Raw genomic sequence first — 18,375 nt, 5'->3', positions numbered from 1 at the left:
CCCGGTGAATACCGCAGGACTGGCGTTACAGGGCGCGCGAGCCGCTGCGCCTGCGCACGAGCCGGCGTTGCGCGCGCAAGCGCAAGGCGTCGAGATCGAACGGCTGAGCGTGCGCTTCGGCGCACGCGCGGTGCTCGACGATCTGTCCCTGTCAATTGGGCGCGGCGAATTTTTGACGGTGCTCGGGCGCAGCGGCTGCGGTAAGACCACCTTGCTGCGGTTCATCGCCGGGTTCGTCAAAGCCGACTTCGTCGCTGGGCGCTTGCTCGTGGCGGGCCGGGATCTCACACACGAGAGCGCGCATCGGCGCAATCTCGGTCTGCTGTTTCAGAACTATGCATTGTTCCCGCATTTGAGCGTGTTCGAGAACGTGGCCTTCGGGCTGCGCGCGCGGCGCGCGAACGCAGCCGACATCGCGCGACGGGTGGCCGATGCGCTCAAGCTCGTGCAACTGGCCGACGCGGGCCATGTCATGCCTGCTCAGCTCTCGGGTGGCATGCAACAGCGCGTGGCGCTGGCGCGTGCCCTCGTCATCGAACCCGACGTGCTGTTGCTCGACGAGCCCCTCTCGGCGCTCGACGCCAATTTGCGCGCGTCGGTGCGCTCGGAGTTGAAGGCGCTGCACGAGCGGTTGCCGAATCTGACAATCGTCTGCGTCACACACGATCAAGACGATGCGCTCGTGTTGTCCGATCGCACTCTGCTGATGCGCGATGGCCGAATCGCGCAAATCGGCACGCCGCAGGCGCTTTACGACGCGCCGGCCGATGCCTTCGTCGCACGTTACCTCGGCGTAGCGAATCTGCTGCCGCCGCACGTGGTGTTTCCCGTCGGCGACGCGCGTCATGGCGAACGCGATCGGCTCGCTTGCTTGCGGCCGGAAAGGCTGCACCTCGTGCCGCTTGGGCAAGGACATCTGCACGGGACGATCGCTACGGTCGACTGGTACGGCCCGGTGCTATCGGTATCGGTCTCGCTCGATGCGGCGCCCGAGACGCCCGTGCTCGTCACGACGGCGCGCGGACACGGTATGACACCTGAGAAGGGCGCGCGCGTGTCGCTCAGCTATGAGGCCGATCATGTCATCCTCGTCGAACCTTGACGCCGTCGGGCCCAGCCTTGGCGTGACGACGCAAGCGGCGCCGATGCCCGCGCACGGCCATGCCGCATCCCACGCCAATGCCGGCGCGCGCCGCAATCGCCTCGCATCCTTGCACGTCCTGTTGGTCGCTGTCATCGTCCTCGGCCCGCTCGTGATCTATCCGCTCGCGCGCCTGGTCGTGCTGAGCTTGACCGGCCCGCACGGAGGGTTCGGGCTGCACGCCTACACCGCGTTTTTTTCGAACCCCGACACGGCGGGCGTGGTGGGCACGACGATCGCGATCGTTTTCGCGAGCGCCGCCATCGCGTCCACGCTTGGCGTCGCGCTCGCCGCTTTGCTGTTCTTCAAGCCGTTCCCGGGAGCGGCGCTCATTACGCGCTTTCTCGAACTGTTCGTCGCCTTTCCCTCCTTTCTGGTTGCGTTCACGCTGATCTTTCTATACGGCTCCCAAGGATCGATCAGCATTGCGCTACAGCGGCTGTTTCACTCCAGCACGCCGCCGCTCGATTTCTTGTTCGGTGTGGGCGGAATCGTGCTCGCCGAAGTCGTCTTTTACGCGCCGTTCGTCGTGCGTCCGACGCTCGCTTCGTTCGCGACGATCGACATGCGCCTGGTCGAAGCAGCGCGCAGCCTCGGCGCGAACGGCGTCATGGTCGCGCTGCGCGTCGTCGCGCCGCTCGCATGGCCCGGCATCGCCGCCGGCACGATCTTGTGCTTTCTGCTCACGCTCAACGAGTTCGGCATCCTACTCGTGCTCGGCAGCGCTCATCTCGTGACGCTGCCGGTTGCGATCTATAGCGCCGCCACCGTCGATCTGGACTTGCCGACGGCGGCCGCGGGGGCCGTCGTGATGTTGGCGATGTCCCTTTCCCTTTACGCGCTGTATCGCAGCGTCGATCGCCGGCAGGCGATGGGAGCGAAATGATGGCGGCGAACTTGGAAGCGCACGCACAAGCGCGCGCAGCGGCAGGGTTTCGCGCCTCGCGCGGCGTTCTCACGCGCTTAGCGGGGTGGGTGGTCACGCTGGCGGCCGCGCTGCTGTGCGTGTGGCTGTTCGTGCTGCCGGTCGCGGTGGTGGCGCTATCTAGCGTCGCCTCGCATTGGTCGGGCACGATCCTGCCCGACGGCTTCAGCACGCGCTGGTTCGAGCGGCTCGGTTCGAGCGATTTCGACGCCGTCGTGGCCAGTCTCGAAATCGGCTTTGCCGTGGCCGTGCTCGGCACGGCGCTCGGGCTTTGGCTTGCACTTGCTCTGGAAGGGCGGACGCGGCGAGGGCTCGGCGCGCTAGTCGACATGGTGACGATGATGCCCAACGGCGTGCCGAGCGTTGTCCTCGGCCTGGGAGTGTTGATTGCTTATCACAAGGCTCCGCTCGATTTATCGAGTTCGCCGGCCATCGTCGTGCTGGTGCAACTCGCTCTCGTGTTGCCGTTCAGCTATCGATGCGCGGCTGCCGCGCTGCGCCCCGAGTTGACGGTGCTGCGCGAAGCGGCCGCGAGCCTGGGCGCCCCGCCTGCCATGGTGCTGTGGCGTGTCGTGCTGCCGCAACTCGTGCCCGCGATCCGGGCGAGTCTCGCGCTCGGCTTCGCGCTTTCGCTCGGCGAGCTCGGCGCCACGCTCACGGTCTACCCGCCCGGCTTCGCGACGGTGCCGATCGTCGTCGTCGGCCAGGTCGAGCGCGGCTATTACCTTCCCGCCTCTGCGCTCTCGCTGATCCTACTGCTCGTGTCGCTGGCGGCGCTGTCGCTAATAGCGGCGCGCGCACCGAAGCGCCGGTCGACGTGATGCAACGCGTGTCGCGGGATCGGAACCGCCATCGGCCGCATCGCCCTTAGCCGGTAGCCGGTAGCCGGTAGCCGGTAGCCGGCGAAATCCTTGGCGCTCGCGGTTCGAGACCGTCAACGCTCGTTCGGAAATGTGGCAAAATGTGGCAAATTGATTGATAAATTGCGAGGGGCAAGATGGGGTATATGAACCAAGCACCGACCGAAGAGCAGGTCGTCGAAGTCAACGGGCGCAGCTACGATCTAACCGGATTGGCGCGCACGCCCGTTGCCGTCGTCTGCGTCGACGGATGCGAGTTCGACTATCTGGAAGCGGCGGCGCGGGCAGGCGTCGCGCCCTTCATCGCGCGCCTGTTGAACGATGCGGCGGCCACGGCGGCGCGCGCCGACTGTGTCATGCCATCGTTTACGAACCCGAACAACCTTTCGATCGTCTGCGGCGCGCCGCCTTCGGTTCATGGCATCTGCGGCAACTACTTCTGGGACCCGCGCGCGAACGACAGCCAAGGCGCCGAAGTGATGATGAACGATCCCGCCTACCTGCGAGCGGGCACGCTGCTCGCGGCCGCGGCCCAAGCCGGCGCGCGCGTGGCCGTGGTGACGGCCAAAGACAAGCTGCGGCGCTTGCTCGGCTGGGGACTGCGGGGCATTTGCTTCTCCGCCGAGAAAGCCGACGCAGTGACCTTGGCGGAGAACGGCATCGACGATGCTCTGGGGCTGACGGGCTTGCCCTTGCCCGATGTCTACAGCGCGTCGTTGTCGGAGTTCGTGCTTGCAGCGGGCGTGCGCTTGGCCGAGCGCGGCGACGCCAACCTGATGTACTTATCGACGACCGACTACGTCCAGCACAAATGCGCGCCGGGCAGCAGCGGCGCCAACGCGTTCTACGCGATGATGGACGGCTATTTGGCTCGGCTCGATGCACTCGGCTGGACGATCGGTCTGACGGCCGACCACGGCATGAACGCCAAGCACGATCCTAAAACGGGCGAGCCCAACGTCATCTACTTGCAAGACGTGCTGGACGGTTGGCTCGGGGCGCAAGCCTCGCGCGTGGTGCTGCCGATCACCGATCCCTATGTCGTTCACCACGGCGCCTTGGGCTCGTTTGCGACAGTGCATTTGAAGGATGCGGCGCACACCGCTTCCATCATCGAGCGCATCGCCCAGTTGGACGGTATCGAACTCGTGCTCGATAACGGAAAGGCGTGTGCGCGCTTCGAGTTGATGCCCGAACGCATCGGCGACATCGTCGTCGTCTCTCGCCGCGATGTCGCCATCGGGTCGCGCCGCACGGCCCACGATCTCTCGGGCTTGACCGTGCCGCTGCGCTCGCACGGGGGCCTTTCGGAGCAGACCGTGCCGCTCGTGTTCAATCGCCGCGTCGAGCGGATCGAGACGCTTTACGGGGGACGCCGCTTGCGCAACTTCGACGCGTTCGATATCGCACTGAACCATGCGAGGCAAGCATGAGCGTCGTCGCCTCGCAAGCGGTTCGCGATCATGAGCGGTTTCGCGCCGAGGCGCTGCGCCTGGCGGGCAAGCGGGCGTTTCGCGCGCGCACGTTCGACGTGTTCGATCCCTATACGGGCTTGCGTGTGGGCACGGTGCCGCTTGCGAGCATCGACGATGTCGAAACCGCGCTTCGGCATGCCGCCGCCTTTCGTTCTACGTTGTCGCGCTTCGAGCGGGCGCAGATCCTCGAGCGCGCTGCCGCGTTGCTGCGCGAGCGCGTGGAAGCGGCCTCCGATTTGATCACGCTGGAGTCGGGGCTTTCGAAGGAAGACTCGCGGTACGAGATCGGGCGCGTGGCCGATGTCATGAAGTTCGCCGCGATGGAAGCGCTGCGCGACGACGGACAAAGTTTTTCCTGCGATCTGACGCCTCACGGCAAGAGGCGGCGCGTGTTCACGCAACGCGAGCCGCTTGCCGGCGTCATCGTTGCGATCACGCCGTTCAACCACCCGATGAATCAGGTGGCCCACAAGATCGCGCCGGCGATTGCGACCAACAATCGCGTCGTGCTCAAACCGTCGGAGAAGGTGCCGCTATCGGCGCTTTGGCTCGCCGATCTGCTGTACGAAGCGGGGCTGCCGCCGCCGATGCTGCAAGTGCTCACGGGAGAGCCGAGCGAAATCGCCGATAGGCTCGTCACGCATCCGCTCGTGGATCTCGTGACGTTTACCGGGGGCGTTGCGATCGGCAAGCGGATCGCCGAGCGAGCAGGGTATCGGCGCTGCGTGCTCGAGCTGGGCGGCAACGATCCATTGATCGTGGCGGACGATGCCGACGTGGAACGCGCGGCTGGGTTGGCGGTGCAGGGTTCCTACCGTAACTCGGGGCAACGTTGCACGGCGGTCAAACGCATGCTCGTCGATAAACGCATCGCCGCATCGTTTACCGAGTGTGTCGTCGAACTGACGCGCGCATGGACCTACGGCGATCCGTTCGACGAAGGCAATCGCATGGGAACCGTGATCGACGAACAGGCGGCACGCAGCTTCGAGGCGCGGGTCAGCGAAGCGCAAGCGATGGGCGCACGCGTCTTGGTGGGACACCGGCGTGACGGCGCGCTCTATGCGCCGACCGTCGTCGATCTCGTGAATCCATCGATGCGCCTCGTGCGCGAGGAAACGTTCGGCCCCGTTTCGCCGATCATTGCGTTCGATACGATCGACGAGGCGATCGCACTAGCCAATGGCACGGCCTTCGGGCTTTCGTCGGGTGTTTGCACGAATCGCCAGGATCTCATTGCGCGTTTCGTCAACGAATTGAGAGTGGGAACGGTCAACGTGTGGGAGGTGCCAGGGTATCGGATCGAATTGACTCCCTTTGGCGGCATCAAGGATTCGGGCCTTGGTTTCAAGGAAGGCGTGCAAGAAGCGATGAAAAGCTTCACGAATCTCAAGACGTTTTCGCTGCCGTGGGAGTGAGCGATGGCACTGAATCTCAGCGATATTCGTTCTCTGTTCGAGCGGCACGGCGCGATCGCATACAGCGGGGAGCCGGTCACTCAGTTGCAGCATGCGCTGCAATGCGGCGCGCTCGCGCAAGCGGCCGACGCCGCGGATCCGCTGGTCGCGGCGGCGTTTTTGCACGACCTCGGTCATCTGTTGAACCTGCAAGGGGAGACGCCGAGCGCACGCGGTATCGACGATGGTCATCAATACTTCGCCTTGCCGTTTCTGCGAGCCTGGCTGCCCGACAGCGTGTTGGAGCCGATTCGCTTGCACGTGGACGCGAAGCGCTATCTATGCGCGATCGATAGCGGTTACCGGCAACGCCTTTCCGCCGATTCGACGCGCAGCCTGGCGCTGCAGGGCGGCACGTTCGACGATGATCAAGCTCGCGCCTTCATCGGCAGGCCCTTCGCGCAGAAAGCCGTGGACCTTCGCCGCTGGGACGATGTGGCTAAAGAGCCGAGCATGCGCACGCCCGGTCTCGAACACTTCTTGGGTGTCGTCGAACGTGTGGCGCATGCGAAGGCGAACCCGGGCGAGCCGCGATAGCGGGCCGCCCGGCGCAAGGCTACGGTTAGGGCGCGGCGAACACGTCGGTCGGATTGGCCGTGTTGCCCGAGTTCGTTTGCACGAAGAAAGGCAGGAACGATGTGCCGCGCGCTTCTAGTCCTTCGTAGTCGCCGATGAAGTATCCCTCGGCGTAAGGCGCCGTTTTCAAGTCGAACGAGCCCGCCAGATGCGTCTCGTTGCCAAACGTCTTGCCGCCGTCGGCCGACGTCGTCATCCAGTAGTCGGTCGGCAGCGTCGACGTATCGCCCGCGGCAAGGTTGCGCAGGTCGTAGTAGGTGACGGCGACCTTGCCCGCGCTGTTCACGCGCACCGACGGATTGAAGGCCAGTTTGCCCGCCGGCGTGTTGACGCGAATCGGCGTGCTCCAACTATTGCCGCCGTCGCTCGACGTCGATAGCGCGATCTCGTCGTACTTGCCGCCGTTAAAGCGCGCGTCTTGCCACACCACATAGAGCTGCCCGGTGGCGGGATCGATCGCGGGCTCGGGGATGATGTCCCCTGTGCGCAGCGCTTCACCCGTATTCGGATCGACCGTATCCACCGTCTGCAAATTCGCGATGACGCGCGGCGACGTCCATGTCGCGCCGCCGTCGGTCGATTTGATGAATGCGACTTTGTACGGCGAAGGCTTTTGCGGCGGCGTAATCAGATCGAAGAAGTCGTAGAGCGTCCCGTCTTGCTGGTTGACGACGATCTGATTGCCGATCGTCTGCTGGCGCGACGGCACTTTGACGATCTGAGTCGGGGCGCTCCAAGTTTTGCCGCCGTCGACCGTCTTCGAGAAATACGTCGGGCCGCGATAGGCTTGCGCATGCAAATCGGCGTAAGGGTTCGAATTCGGTTCTTCGAGTCGATCCCACACGGCATAGGCGACGCCGGCCTTGAGCGGGTCGGCCGTCACCGATTCCTTGTCGTTGAAAAATTGTGTCGACGGTTCGTTATCCGCGATCAGCACGCTCAAGTTGTTCCAAGTCTGCCCGCCGTCGTTCGATACGGCCGCGGCCACCGAATTGCTGTTGTTCGATTGATTGAACGAAATCGACACGGTATAGGCCGTGCCGTCCGGCCCGATCGACACCCATGGGTCGGATGCGCGTTCGTAACCGAGCCCGCCCGCGCAAGCGCTGAACGGCAGATTCGTTTGCTGCCAAGTTTGTCCGCCATCGAACGAATATCCGGCCACGAGACCGTGGGCGCCGCCGTTGGACCAGCGGTCTTGCTGCCAGGCGCCGATGACGTTCGACGGATTGGCCGGATTGACGGCGACCCAAGGTTCGACTTCGGCATTGACGAAGCTCGTGCCGGGGCCGCCGATCGTGCATGTGGCGAAGGGACTTTGGCCGGAGACGCGCACGGGGGCGGCGGTGGCTGCCGCCGCCGAAGTGAGGCCGAGCACGGTGACGGCAAGGTGCATCAAGCGGATTCGAGGCGTGGTATGGCGTCGCATGGAAGACCCTCTCGTTGAAGTACGGTCCACTGCACATGTCGCGCGACGCCTTCGGCCGGCGATGGCTTGCGCCAACCTAAGCTCTGTCGTGACATGGCGGGTCCCGTGGGCGCTGGTTACCGCCAGCGCGGCGGTCAGACTTCATCGACGGCTGCATCCCGATCGAGGCGCGAGTGCCTTGATCCGGGCGAATGCGAAGAGCACGGACATGCAATGTAGGTAATGCGCGATGCGTTCGCGAGAGATTTTTGTAACAGCTAGCGAAACGCTACGAACCTCCGTGGCGCTAGGCGAAAGGAATCATGTGGGTCAAACGTTCGAATGATTTTTCGGGCCCTCCGGGGCTGAGTGATCGGGGCGAGTGAACCTGGCCGCGGCGAGACATCGGCGCCGAGCGGCCAGGAGAACGGCGCGGGGCTGTCGATAAAATTGTAACGGCGTATTGTCACGATCGTTTCATGGCGCTACGATCATTGCAAGTAAATCACCACTCTGTGTTGTGCATCGCACAATGCTCGTTCCCATGTCCGACGCTTCGACGCATTCGTTCGTTTTGCCGCACGGCCTCGCGGCGGCCCACGATGGGCGCAATCGCGGGGTGCCGTTCGACGCCGCTTGGATCGACGGCTTGCGCGTCAATCAAGCGGCTGTCGAGCGCCGCACGGCCACGCTTGCGCCGCGCCGCTCGGTCAAGAAAGACGCGCAGGCGGCGTGGCTGCTCAAGGCCATCACTTGCATCGATCTCACGACCTTGAACGGGGACGACACCGAAGGCCGCGTGCGGCGTCTTTGCGCGAAGGCGCGACGCCCGGTGCGCGCCGAGCTCGTTCGAGCGCTGGGCCTCGATCCGGATGCGATCGCGACGGGGGCCGTCTGCGTCTATCACCGCTTCGTGGCCGCCGCGGCCGATGCGCTGCGCGGCACGAGCATCCCCGTCGCCGCGGTATCGACGGGCTTTCCAGCCGGTTTGAATCCGCATCCGCTCAAGCTCAAAGAGATCGAAGCGTCGGTGGCGGACGGGGCGGCCGAAATCGACATCGTCGTCACGCGCGAGCACGTTCTAACGGGCAACTGGCGCGCGCTGTACGACGAAGTTCGCGAGTTTCGCGCCGCGTGCGGCGCTGCGCATTTGAAAGCCATCCTCGCGACGGGCGACATCAAGACGCTCACGAATGTCGCGAAAGCATCGATGGTCTGCATGATGGCCGGCGCGGATTTCATCAAGACTTCCACCGGCAAAGAGAGCGTGAACGCCACGCTCGACGTATCGCTCGTCATGGCTCGCATGATCCGCGAGTTTCGCGAGCGCACGGGCGCTTGCGTCGGCTTCAAGCCGGCGGGCGGCGTTTCGACGGCCAAGGCGGTGCTTGCCTATCAAGTGCTGATGAAGGAAGAACTCGGCCGCCCTTGGCTCGAGCCGTCGCTGTTGCGCATCGGTGCATCGAGCTTGCTCGCCGATATCGAGCGGCAGTTGGAGCACCACGTCACGGGCCGCTATTCGGCTTTCAACCGTCACCCTGTTGCGTGAGCACATTCACGATGAGCGTTGCCGAATACTTCGAGACGATGGATTACGCACCTGCCCCCGAGGACGATCGAGCGGCACGCGACTGGCTGAGCCAGCACGATGCCGCGTTCGGTCATTTCATCGGCGGGCAATGGCGCGCGAGCGCCTCGGGCGAGCGGTTTGCCGTGCACGCGCCGGCCACGGGCGAACCGCTGGCTGAAGTCGCACAAGGCGGCGCGGCCGATATCGATGCCGCCGTTGCAGCGGCGCGCGCGGCGCAACCGGGCTGGCTTGCCGCGGGCGGCGCGCAGCGCGCACGGCATCTGTACGCGCTCGCGCGCATGGTGCAGCGGCACAGCCGCGTGTTCGCCGTGCTCGAAGCGCTCGATAACGGCAAGCCGATTCGCGAGACCCGCGACATCGACGTGCCGCTCGTCGCGCGGCATTTCTTGCACCACGCGGGCTGGGCGCAGTTGCAAGAGACCGAGTTCGCCGGGTGGGCGCCGCTTGGCGTCATCGGCCAGATCGTGCCGTGGAATTTTCCGCTGCTGATGCTCGCATGGAAAGTCGCGCCCGCAATCGCGCTCGGCAATTGCGTCGTGCTCAAGCCTGCCGAATACACGCCGCTCACCGCGCTGCTTTTCGCCGAACTGGCCAAGCAAGCGGGTTTGCCCGACGGCGTGCTCAACGTCGTCACCGGTGACGGCCGCACGGGCGCGGCGCTCGTCGAGCATCCCGGCGTCGACAAGATCGCCTTCACGGGTTCGACCGAAGTCGGTCGCGCCATTCGCGCGGCCACGGCAGGTTCGGGCAAATCGTTGACTTTGGAACTTGGCGGCAAATCGCCGTTCATCGTGTTCGATGACGCGGATCTGGACGGCGCGGTCGAGGGCGTGGTCGACGCGATTTGGTTCAACCAAGGGCAAGTGTGCTGCGCGGGCTCGCGCTTGCTCGTGCAGGAAGGCGTCGAAGATCGCTTCATCGCCAAGCTCAAGCGACGTATGGCCACGCTGCGCGTGGGCACGTCGCTCGACAAGGCGATCGACATGGCGGCGATCGTCGATCCGGTTCAATTGGCGCGCATCGAATCGCTGGTCGAAGCCGGGCGGCGCGAGGGGTGCGAGATTTGGCAGCCGCACGAAGTCGCGCTGCCTGGCGCGGGCGGTTCGTACTATCCGCCCACGCTAGTGACGAACGTTGCGCCGTCGAGCACGCTCGCCCAGGAGGAGATCTTCGGGCCGGTGCTGACGACGATGAGCTTTCGCACGCCCGACGAGGCCGTCGCGCTCGCCAACAACACGCGCTACGGCTTGGCGGCGAGCGTGTGGAGCGAGACCATCGGCCGCGCGCTCGATATCGCGCCGCAACTGGCTTGCGGTGTCGTTTGGGTCAATGCGACGAACCTGTTCGACGCGAGCGTAGGCTTTGGCGGCTATCGCGAGTCGGGCTATGGCCGCGAAGGCGGCCGCGAGGGCGTCTACGAGTATCTGAAGCCGGTCGGCTGGGGTAAGGGCGCATTGCGCGAGGCAGCGGAGCGGCCGCTCGGCGGCGGCTTGGCCGAGCCCATGGCTAGTCTCGATCCGATCGACCGGACGGCAAAGCTGTTCATTGGCGGCAAACAAGCGCGCGCCGACGGCGGCAGTGCGCGCGCGGTCTATGCGCCGAGCGGCGCGCGCGTGGGCGAAGTGGCCGACGGCAACCGCAAGGACGTGCGCGATGCCGTGGCCGCGGCGCGAAGCGCCGTCAAGTGGCCGCAGATGAACGCGCACGCGCGCGCCCAAGTGCTCTATTACCTCGCCGAGAACCTATCGGCGCGAGCCGACGAGTTCGCGCGGCAGCTGATGCGGCGCACCGAATGCGATGCAAATGCCGCGCAGCGGGAGGTGCAAGCCTCGATCTCCCGGCTCTTTACCTACGCCGCATGGGCCGACAAGTTCGACGGCGCCGTCCATACGCCGCCGCTGCGAGGCGTCGCCTTGGCGATGCACGAGCCGCTCGGCGTCGTCGGCATCGCCTGCCCCGACGAAGCGCCGCTGCTGGCGCTGATTTCGCTCGTCGCGCCCGCGCTGGCCCTTGGCAACCGTGTGGTCGTGCTGCCGAGCGAGACTGCGCCGCTGACGGCGACCGACCTTTATCAAGTCGTCGAAACGTCCGATGTGCCCGCCGGTGCGCTGAACATCGTCACCGGCGCGCGCGATGCGTTGCTTGCCACGCTCGCCAAGCACGACGACGTCGACGCGCTGTGGTGCTTCGGCCGCGCGGCCGATTCCACCTTGGTGGAGCGTGAATCGATCGGCAATCTCAAGCGCACGTTCGTCGACTACGGGCGCCGGATCGACTGGTTCGAACGCACGAGCGAGGGAATTGCCTTCTTGCGTCAAGCGGCGCAAGTGAAGAATATTTGGATTCCGTACGGCGACTGACCGTGGCGCCGCGCAGGGAGCGATGCGAGCGCGGCCGCCTCTGGCGCACGACGGAACCCGATAACGACTCATGGAGACACTGTGCTGAAGAACCTCGACCCGCTTTTGAACGCCGACATCCTGCACGCGCTGCGCGCGATGGGCCATGGCGATGAAGTCGTGATTTGCGACGCCAACTTCCCGGCCGACTCGGTTGCGCGGGCAACCGTCACCGGCAAGCTGCTGCGCATGGATGGCGTCGATTCGGCCCGCGCCGTGCGCGCCGTGCTCTCGGTGCTGCCGCTCGACACGTATGTCGAAGCGCCGGCGATGCGAATGGAGGTGGTTGGCGATCCTCAGGCGCTGCCTACCGTGCAGCGCGAGGCGCAACGGGAAGTCGACCACGCCGAAAACCGCCCGGTGCCGTTCGCGTCGATCGAACGGCATGCCTTCTACGCACGCGCGCGCAAAGCGTACTGCGTCATCGCCACGGGGGAGACGCGCGGCTACGGCTGCTTCATCTTCACCAAAGGCGTCATCCTCGCTCCCGATGCGCCGCTCGACGCCGGCGGCGCGCGCACGGGAGGCTGATCGATGAACGGGCGCGTCGTCATCCTAGGCATCTACGTGACCGATCTCGCGTTCCGGGCGGAGCGCATGCCCGTGATCGGCGAGACCATCGCGGGTTCCGCGTTCGCGATGGGGCCCGGCGGGAAAGGCTCGAACCAAGCGGTTGCCGCCGCTCGCTCCGGCGCCGATGTGGTGTTCTGCACCCGCTTGGGCGACGACGCCTTCGGTGCGATCGCCCGCGAGACCTGGCAGGCCGAAGGCATCACGGCGCGCGCCACCGTCGTCGACGGCATGGCAACGGGCGCCGCGCATATCTTCGTGGACGCCGCAACCGGCTCCAACGCGATCATCGTCGCCGCGGGTGCAGCCGGCACGCTCGGCCCGGCCGACGCGGAGGCGATCGAAGCGGATATCGCCGCCGCGCAGGTGTTCGTCACGCAATTGGAGCAGCCGGTCGCGGCGGCGCGCCGGGGGTTGGAACTCGCGCGCAAGCATGGGGTGACGACGGTACTCAATCCCGCGCCCGCGCTACCGCTGCCCGACGACATTTTTACGCTGTGCGATTACATCACGCCGAACGAGACCGAAGCGGCCGCGCTCACGGGCATCGAGATCGCTTCGCCCGACGACGCGCGCCGCGCCGCCGAGGTGCTGCTTGCGAAAGGCGTGCGAACGGTGATCGTGACCTTGGGCGAAGCGGGCGCGCTGCTGCATTCGCGCGCGCAATCGGAACTCGTGCCGGCCTATCGCTGCGGGCCGGTGATCGAGACGGCCGGCGCCGGCGACGGTTTCACGGGCGGATTCGCCGCGGCGCTTGCCCGTGGCGAGAACCCGCTCGCCGCGGTGCGTTTCGGCTGCGCGCTCGCGGGCATTTCGGTCACCCGTCCGGGCACGGCGCCGTCGATGCCGCGCTTGAGCGAGGTCAATGCGCTGATCGGCGCGGGCGCTGCCGTTTCTGCTTCCGCGTGACGGCCGGGAGGCGTTGCAGCGTCAAGGTGGGATCTGCATAGGACGACTTGCGTTGCGGTAAGCATGGCGCAAGCGCCGGCCGGAGCGGCTAGCGGCATCGGCTCAGGCATCGCATCACGCATCACGCATCACGAATAAAGGCATCGCTTATGAAAGGGAAAAGCTCGTTCGTTCTCGCCGGTTGGTTCGGCGACCGGCAGTTGAACTTTCTGCTGGGCGTCAACGTGCTCGTGGTGGTCGTGGCCGTGTGGCTTTCGCACGGTCAATTCGTGTCGATCGATAACCTTCAATCGATGGGCTCGCAACTGCCCGAGGTCGGTCTGCTTGCGCTCGGCATCATGCTGTCGATGCTTTCGGGCAACGGCGGCATCGATCTGTCGGGCGTGGGGCTCGCTAATCTATCCGGCATGATCGCCGCGCTCGTCGTCCCCAAATGGATTAGCGGCGACGATTCGCCGGTGCTCTACACGACGCTCTTTTGCACGATCGTGGTGGCGATGGGCTTCATCGGCGGCATGATCAACGGGTTGATCATCGCGCGGCTGCGGCTCACGCCAATCCTCGCCACGCTCGGCACGCAGCTCCTTTTCACCGGGATTGCGGTGGCGCTGAGCAACGGCGCTTCGGTGCACGTCGACTACGTCGAACCGCTCGCGGACATCGGCAACGGCACCGTCTTCGATGTCCCGATCTCGTTTTGCATCTTCATCGCGGCTGTGCTGATCCTTGGCTGGCTGCTGAAGCGCACGCCGTTCGGCTTGAGGCTTTACTTGATGGGCACGAACCAGCGCGCCGCGTTCTATGCCGGCATTGGCCGCGAGCGCATGCTGATCGCCACCTACACGATATGCGGCGTGCTGGCCTCGCTCGCAGGGCTGGTAAGCGTTTCGCACACGCTCAGCGCGAAATGGGATTACGGCAATTCGTACTTGTTGATCGCAATCCTCATCGCCGTCATGGGCGGCGTCAATCCGGCCGGCGGCTATGGCCGCATCGTGTGCGTGTTCTTTGCCGCCACGGTCCTGCAACTGCTTTCGAGTCTGTTCAATCTGCTCAACGTGTCCCAGTTCTTCGGCGACTGCACATGGGGCTTCCTGCTGCTGGCCTCGCTCGCATTCTCGGGCGGCGGCCAACTGCGGGCGATCTTCGGTCTCGCGCGCGCGGACAAGCCGCACGGCGGCGAGCCCGGCAAAAGCGGATCGGGCGGACGGTGAATCGGGCGGCGCGGTAAGCCGCTATAGCGGGTTCGGTAGTCGGCGGACATCTGGCCTCGGGCGTCCGTCAGCGCAAACAAGGGGCGGGGAAGGAGACATTGCAGATGAAGCTGAAACGAACGAGCCTCGCGCTCGCGGCTTGCGCGCTCGGCGCGGGCGTCGTGTTCGCCGCGCAGGCGGCGACCAATCAAACGATCGTCACGGTCGTGAAGGTGACCGGCATCAGCTGGTTCAATCGAATGGACGAAGGCGTCAAGGAATTCGCCAAACAAAACCCCGGCGTCACGACCTACCAGACCGGACCGGGTCAGGCCGATGCCGCGCAGCAACTGAAGATCATCGAGGACTTGATCGCCAAGAAAGTCAGTGCGATCGCTGTCGTCCCGTACGATCCGCCGACGCTCGAGCCTGCGCTGAAGAAGGCCATGGACCGCGGCATCAAGGTCGTCACGCACGAGGCCGACAACGAGAAGAACACGATGGTCGACGTCGAAGCGTTCGACAACAGCGCCTATGGCGCGGCGCTCAACGACCGCTTGGCTAGCTGCATGCATCAGGACGGCAAATGGGCCACGTTCGTCGGCTCGCTCGGCAGCCGCTCGCAAGTGCAGTGGGCCGACGGCGGCATCGACAATGCGAAGAAGAAGTACCCGAAGATGCAGCTAGTCGAAACCAACATCGAGACCAATAACGACGGCGAGCACGCCTACCAGCAGGCGAAGGAAGTGCTGCGCAAGCACCCGGACATCAAGGGCTTCCAAGGCTCGTCTTCGCTCGACGTGCTCGGTATCGGCCGCGCTGTCGAAGAAGCCGGTCTCGTCGGCAAAGTGTGCGTCTATGGCACGGGCCTGCCCACCGAAGCAGGCAAATTCCTCGAAAGCGGCGCGATCAACGGCATCGCCTTCTGGGATCCGAAGCTCGCCGGAGAGGCGATGAACAAGATCGCGAAGATGCTGCTCGACGGCAAGACGGTGCAGAACGGCGCGAACCTCGGCCTGCCCGGCTACGAAAAAGTGACCGTGACGAAGGGGCCCGGCAAGGGCGTGATCGTGCGCGGACAAGGCTGGGTCAGCGTCGATAAGTCGAACTACAAGCAGTACAACTTCTAAACGGCGGCAGGCGCGCGGCTATGCGCCGCGCGCGCCGGGCGGCGGTTGGATTCTTTGCGGGCGAAGAGCATGACGATGAGCGACGAGAACGGTGCTTCGGATTTTTTGCTGCAAGTGATCGACGTGCATAAGCGCTTCACGGGCGTCTATGCGCTGCGCGGCGTCACGCTTTCGTTCGTGCGCGGGCAGATCTATCACTTGCTAGGCGAAAACGGCTGCGGCAAGAGCACGCTGATCAAGATCATTTCCGGCGCGCAGCCGCCGGACGCAGGCGAGCTCGTCATCGAAGGCAAACGTCACGCGCGGCTCACGCCGCTCGAGGCGCTCGCGGCGGGCATCGAAACGGTCTATCAAGACTTGTCGCTGCTGCCGAACATGAGCGTGGCGGAGAACGTCGCGCTCACGTCGGAACTGGCCGAGCACGACGGGCGTCTCGCTCGCACCGTCGATCGGCGCGCATTGCAGCAGAGGGCGGGGCGAGCCCTCGAAGCCGTGGGCTTGCCCTCGGACCTGGAGTTTCAAGCGACGCTGATCGAGGCCTTGCCGTTGGCGACGCGCCAACTCGTCGCGATCGCGCGCGCCATTGCGAGCGAAGCGAAGTTCGTGATCATGGATGAGCCGACGACCTCGCTCACGCAAAAGGAAGTGGCGAACTTGATCGCCGTATTGGCATCGTTGCGCGCGCAAGGGGTGACGGTGCTGTTCGTGAGCCACAAGCTCGACGAATGCTATGCGATCGGTGGTGAAGTCATCGTGTTGCGCGACGGGCAGAAGGTGGCGCAAGGACCGATCGCGAACTACACGAAGGCGCAACTGAGCGAGCTCATGACGGGCCGCGAGCTTGCGCATACGCGTTACAGAACGCAAGAGCACGAGGCGGCAGACGTCGTGCTCGATGTGCGCGGGCTCGGCCGCGGACGGCTTTTCAGCGGCGTCTCGTTCTCGCTGCATCGCGGCGAGATTTTGGGCGTGACGGGCTTGCTCGATTCGGGCCGCAACGAACTCGCGCGCGCGCTCGCGGGCGTCGCGCCCGCCGACGCTGGGACGATCACGCTCGACGGCCAGCCGATCGCACTGTCCACGCCGGCCGACGCCAAACGGCACCGCATCGGCTATGTGCCCGAAGACCGCTTGAGCGAAGGACTGTTTCTCGACAAGTCGATCCGCGACAACGTCGTGACGGCGATGATCTCGAGCTTGCGCGACCGCTTCGGCCAGCTCGACGGCAAGCGCTCGCGCGAGCTTGCCGAGCGTACGGTAGCGGAGCTGCAAATCGCCACGCCGGACATCGACAAGCCCGTGCAATCGCTCTCGGGCGGCAATCAACAGCGTGTGTTGATCGGCCGCTGGCTCGCGATCGATCCGCACGTGCTGATACTGCACGGGCCGACGGTGGGCGTCGACGTGGGCTCGAAGGACATCATCTATCGCATCATGCAGGGGCTGTCGGCGCGCGGCATCGGCATCGTGCTGATCAGCGACGATTTACCCGAATTGCTGCAGAACTGCGACCGGATATTGATGATGAGCAAGGGCCGCGTGACCGGCGAGTACCGAGCGGCGGAATTGACCGAGGCCGAGCTTTACCGCGCGCTGCTCGCACAAGCGGCTTGAGATGCGCCGCGGCATGGCATCGACATGAACCAAGCGTCACGATTCGCGACTATGAACCAGACAATGCGCTCCACCGAAACAGCGGAAATGACCGAGCGGCCCCGCCCGCCCGATTGGCGCACGAAGTTTGCGCGCCGCCCCGAATGGCTGCCTGCGGGCTTGATCGTGCTCTCCTGCATCGTGGTGGCAGCGCTCAACCCGCGCTTCCTGCAGTGGGCGACGCTGTTCGACCTGCTGCATTCGGCGACGACGACGACGCTGTTCGCGCTAGGCACGCTGGTAGTGCTCGCCGCGGGCGGCATCGACGTGTCGTTTACTGCCATCGCGGCGCTGACGATGTACTCGATCACGAAAGCGGTATTCGCTTGGTGGCCCGCCGCGCCGTTCTGGCTCATCCTGCTCGCGGGCGCGGTCGGCGGCGTCGTGCTTGGGATCGTCAATGGCTTGCTCGTGCATCGCTTGAAGGCGCCCTCGCTGATCGTCACGATCGGCACGCAGTATCTTTACCGCGGTATCTTGCTCACGTTCGTCGGCACGACGTTCTTCATGAACATCCCGTACAGCATGGATCGTTTCGGCCGCATTCCGTTGTTGGCCTATCACACCGTCGACGGCCTCGATGCGGTGTTGCCCGTCTCCGTGCTCGCGCTCTTCGCCGCCGCGGCGCTCACCTGGTGGCTGTTGAACCGGACGATGATAGGGCGGGCGGTCTACGCCATGGGCGGCAGCTTGGCGATTGCCGAGCGGCTCGGCTACAACCTGCGGGCCGTGCATGTGTTCGTATTCGGCTATACGGGCATGTTGGCCGGCATCGCGGGCATCTTGCATGTCGCCAATAATCGGCTCGCCAATCCGTTCGATCTCGTCGGTTCCGAGCTCGACGTGATCGCCGCGGTGATTCTCGGCGGCGCGCGCATCACGGGCGGCAGCGGCACCGTGCTCGGCACGCTGCTGGGCGTCGCGCTCGTTACGCTCGTGGACAACACGCTGATTCTCGTGGGCGTGCCCAGCACTTGGCAGAAGGTGATCGTCGGCGCGTTCATCCTCGTCGCAGGCGTGCTGTTCGTGCTACGCCGACGCAGCTGACGCCGCACACGAGCGACGGGCGCCGCACGCTGCGGCGCTCT

At 65.2% G+C, this 18,375-nt stretch carries 15 protein-coding genes; 14 read left to right on the top strand and 1 reads right to left on the bottom strand.

Translation table 11 applies throughout. The features are described from left to right. The first annotated feature begins 4 nt into the window (after positions 1-4). From MMB74_RS03790 to MMB74_RS03765, 6 genes are all read left to right on the top strand, one after another. A complete protein-coding gene (locus tag MMB74_RS03790) occupies positions 5-1,102 on the top strand; it encodes an ATP-binding cassette domain-containing protein (RefSeq protein WP_277427270.1) in 1,098 nt (365 codons plus the stop codon). A gap of 43 nt (positions 1,103-1,145) precedes the next feature. Continuing rightward, positions 1,146-2,027, top strand: a complete 882-nt coding sequence (locus tag MMB74_RS03785) for a 2-aminoethylphosphonate ABC transporter permease subunit (RefSeq protein ID WP_346780667.1) — start codon at positions 1,146-1,148, stop codon at positions 2,025-2,027. Further along, on the top strand, positions 2,024-2,887 hold the full coding sequence (phnV, locus tag MMB74_RS03780) for a 2-aminoethylphosphonate ABC transport system, membrane component PhnV (protein WP_277427268.1): 864 nt from the start codon (positions 2,024-2,026) through the stop codon (positions 2,885-2,887). The genes MMB74_RS03785 and phnV overlap by 4 nt, the downstream gene beginning before the upstream one ends. Positions 2,888-3,072: 185 nt before the next feature. Further along, positions 3,073-4,359 carry a phosphonoacetate hydrolase gene (phnA, locus tag MMB74_RS03775; protein ID WP_277427267.1) on the top strand — a complete coding sequence of 429 codons (1,287 nt, stop codon included), beginning with the start codon at positions 3,073-3,075 and terminating at the stop codon, positions 4,357-4,359. Then, positions 4,356-5,819, top strand: a complete 1,464-nt coding sequence (phnY, locus tag MMB74_RS03770; protein WP_277427266.1) for a phosphonoacetaldehyde dehydrogenase — start codon at positions 4,356-4,358, stop codon at positions 5,817-5,819. The genes phnA and phnY overlap by 4 nt, the downstream gene beginning before the upstream one ends. Positions 5,820-5,822: 3 nt before the next feature. Then, a complete protein-coding gene (locus tag MMB74_RS03765; RefSeq protein WP_277427265.1) occupies positions 5,823-6,395 on the top strand; it encodes a phosphonate degradation HD-domain oxygenase in 573 nt (190 codons plus the stop codon). Positions 6,396-6,420: 25 nt separating this feature from the next. Here MMB74_RS03765 and MMB74_RS03760 read toward each other — a convergent pair whose 3' ends face one another. Then, complete coding sequence (locus MMB74_RS03760) at positions 6,421-7,830, bottom strand: sialidase family protein (RefSeq protein WP_277427713.1); 1,410 nt, start codon at positions 7,828-7,830, stop codon at positions 6,421-6,423. A 556-nt stretch (positions 7,831-8,386) separates the two neighbouring features. On the opposite strand from MMB74_RS03760, the gene deoC reads away from it, so the two are divergent. The 8 genes from deoC (at position 8,387) to MMB74_RS03720 (ending at position 18,334) form a co-directional block, all read left to right on the top strand. Next, on the top strand, positions 8,387-9,391 hold the full coding sequence (gene deoC / locus MMB74_RS03755; protein WP_277427264.1) for a deoxyribose-phosphate aldolase: 1,005 nt from the start codon (positions 8,387-8,389) through the stop codon (positions 9,389-9,391). Positions 9,392-9,402: 11 nt separating this feature from the next. Further along, positions 9,403-11,793 carry an aldehyde dehydrogenase family protein gene (locus MMB74_RS03750; RefSeq protein ID WP_277427263.1) on the top strand — a complete coding sequence of 797 codons (2,391 nt, stop codon included), beginning with the start codon at positions 9,403-9,405 and terminating at the stop codon, positions 11,791-11,793. Positions 11,794-11,874: 81 nt separating this feature from the next. Then, the gene (locus MMB74_RS03745; RefSeq protein WP_277427262.1) at positions 11,875-12,363 is read left to right on the top strand and encodes an RbsD/FucU domain-containing protein; all 489 of its coding nucleotides are present in this window, start codon (positions 11,875-11,877) and stop codon (positions 12,361-12,363) included. Between the two features lie 3 nt (positions 12,364-12,366). Beyond that, positions 12,367-13,311, top strand: coding sequence for a ribokinase (gene rbsK / locus MMB74_RS03740; protein ID WP_277427261.1), 945 nt, complete (start codon positions 12,367-12,369; stop codon positions 13,309-13,311). Between the two features lie 149 nt (positions 13,312-13,460). Further along, positions 13,461-14,525: an ABC transporter permease gene (locus MMB74_RS03735; RefSeq protein WP_277427260.1), complete on the top strand. Its 1,065-nt coding sequence runs from the start codon at positions 13,461-13,463 to the stop codon at positions 14,523-14,525. A gap of 104 nt (positions 14,526-14,629) precedes the next feature. Further along, a complete protein-coding gene (locus MMB74_RS03730; RefSeq protein ID WP_277427259.1) occupies positions 14,630-15,634 on the top strand; it encodes an autoinducer 2 ABC transporter substrate-binding protein in 1,005 nt (334 codons plus the stop codon). 75 nt (positions 15,635-15,709) lie between these two features. Then, entirely contained in the window at positions 15,710-17,248 is a 1,539-nt protein-coding gene (locus tag MMB74_RS03725; RefSeq protein ID WP_277427258.1) for a sugar ABC transporter ATP-binding protein, read from the top strand. Between the two features lie 51 nt (positions 17,249-17,299). Beyond that, positions 17,300-18,334 (top strand): ABC transporter permease, encoded by a 1,035-nt coding sequence (locus MMB74_RS03720; protein ID WP_277427257.1) that lies wholly within the window; start codon positions 17,300-17,302, stop codon positions 18,332-18,334. Positions 18,335-18,375 lie beyond the last annotated feature (41 nt).

Origin of the sequence: Trinickia sp. Y13 (assembly GCF_029522115.1) — a bacterium.
Classification (GTDB): domain Bacteria; phylum Pseudomonadota; class Gammaproteobacteria; order Burkholderiales; family Burkholderiaceae; genus Trinickia.
Note: the sequence above shows the minus strand (reverse complement) of the source record. Positions and strands in the feature narration are given on the sequence as shown.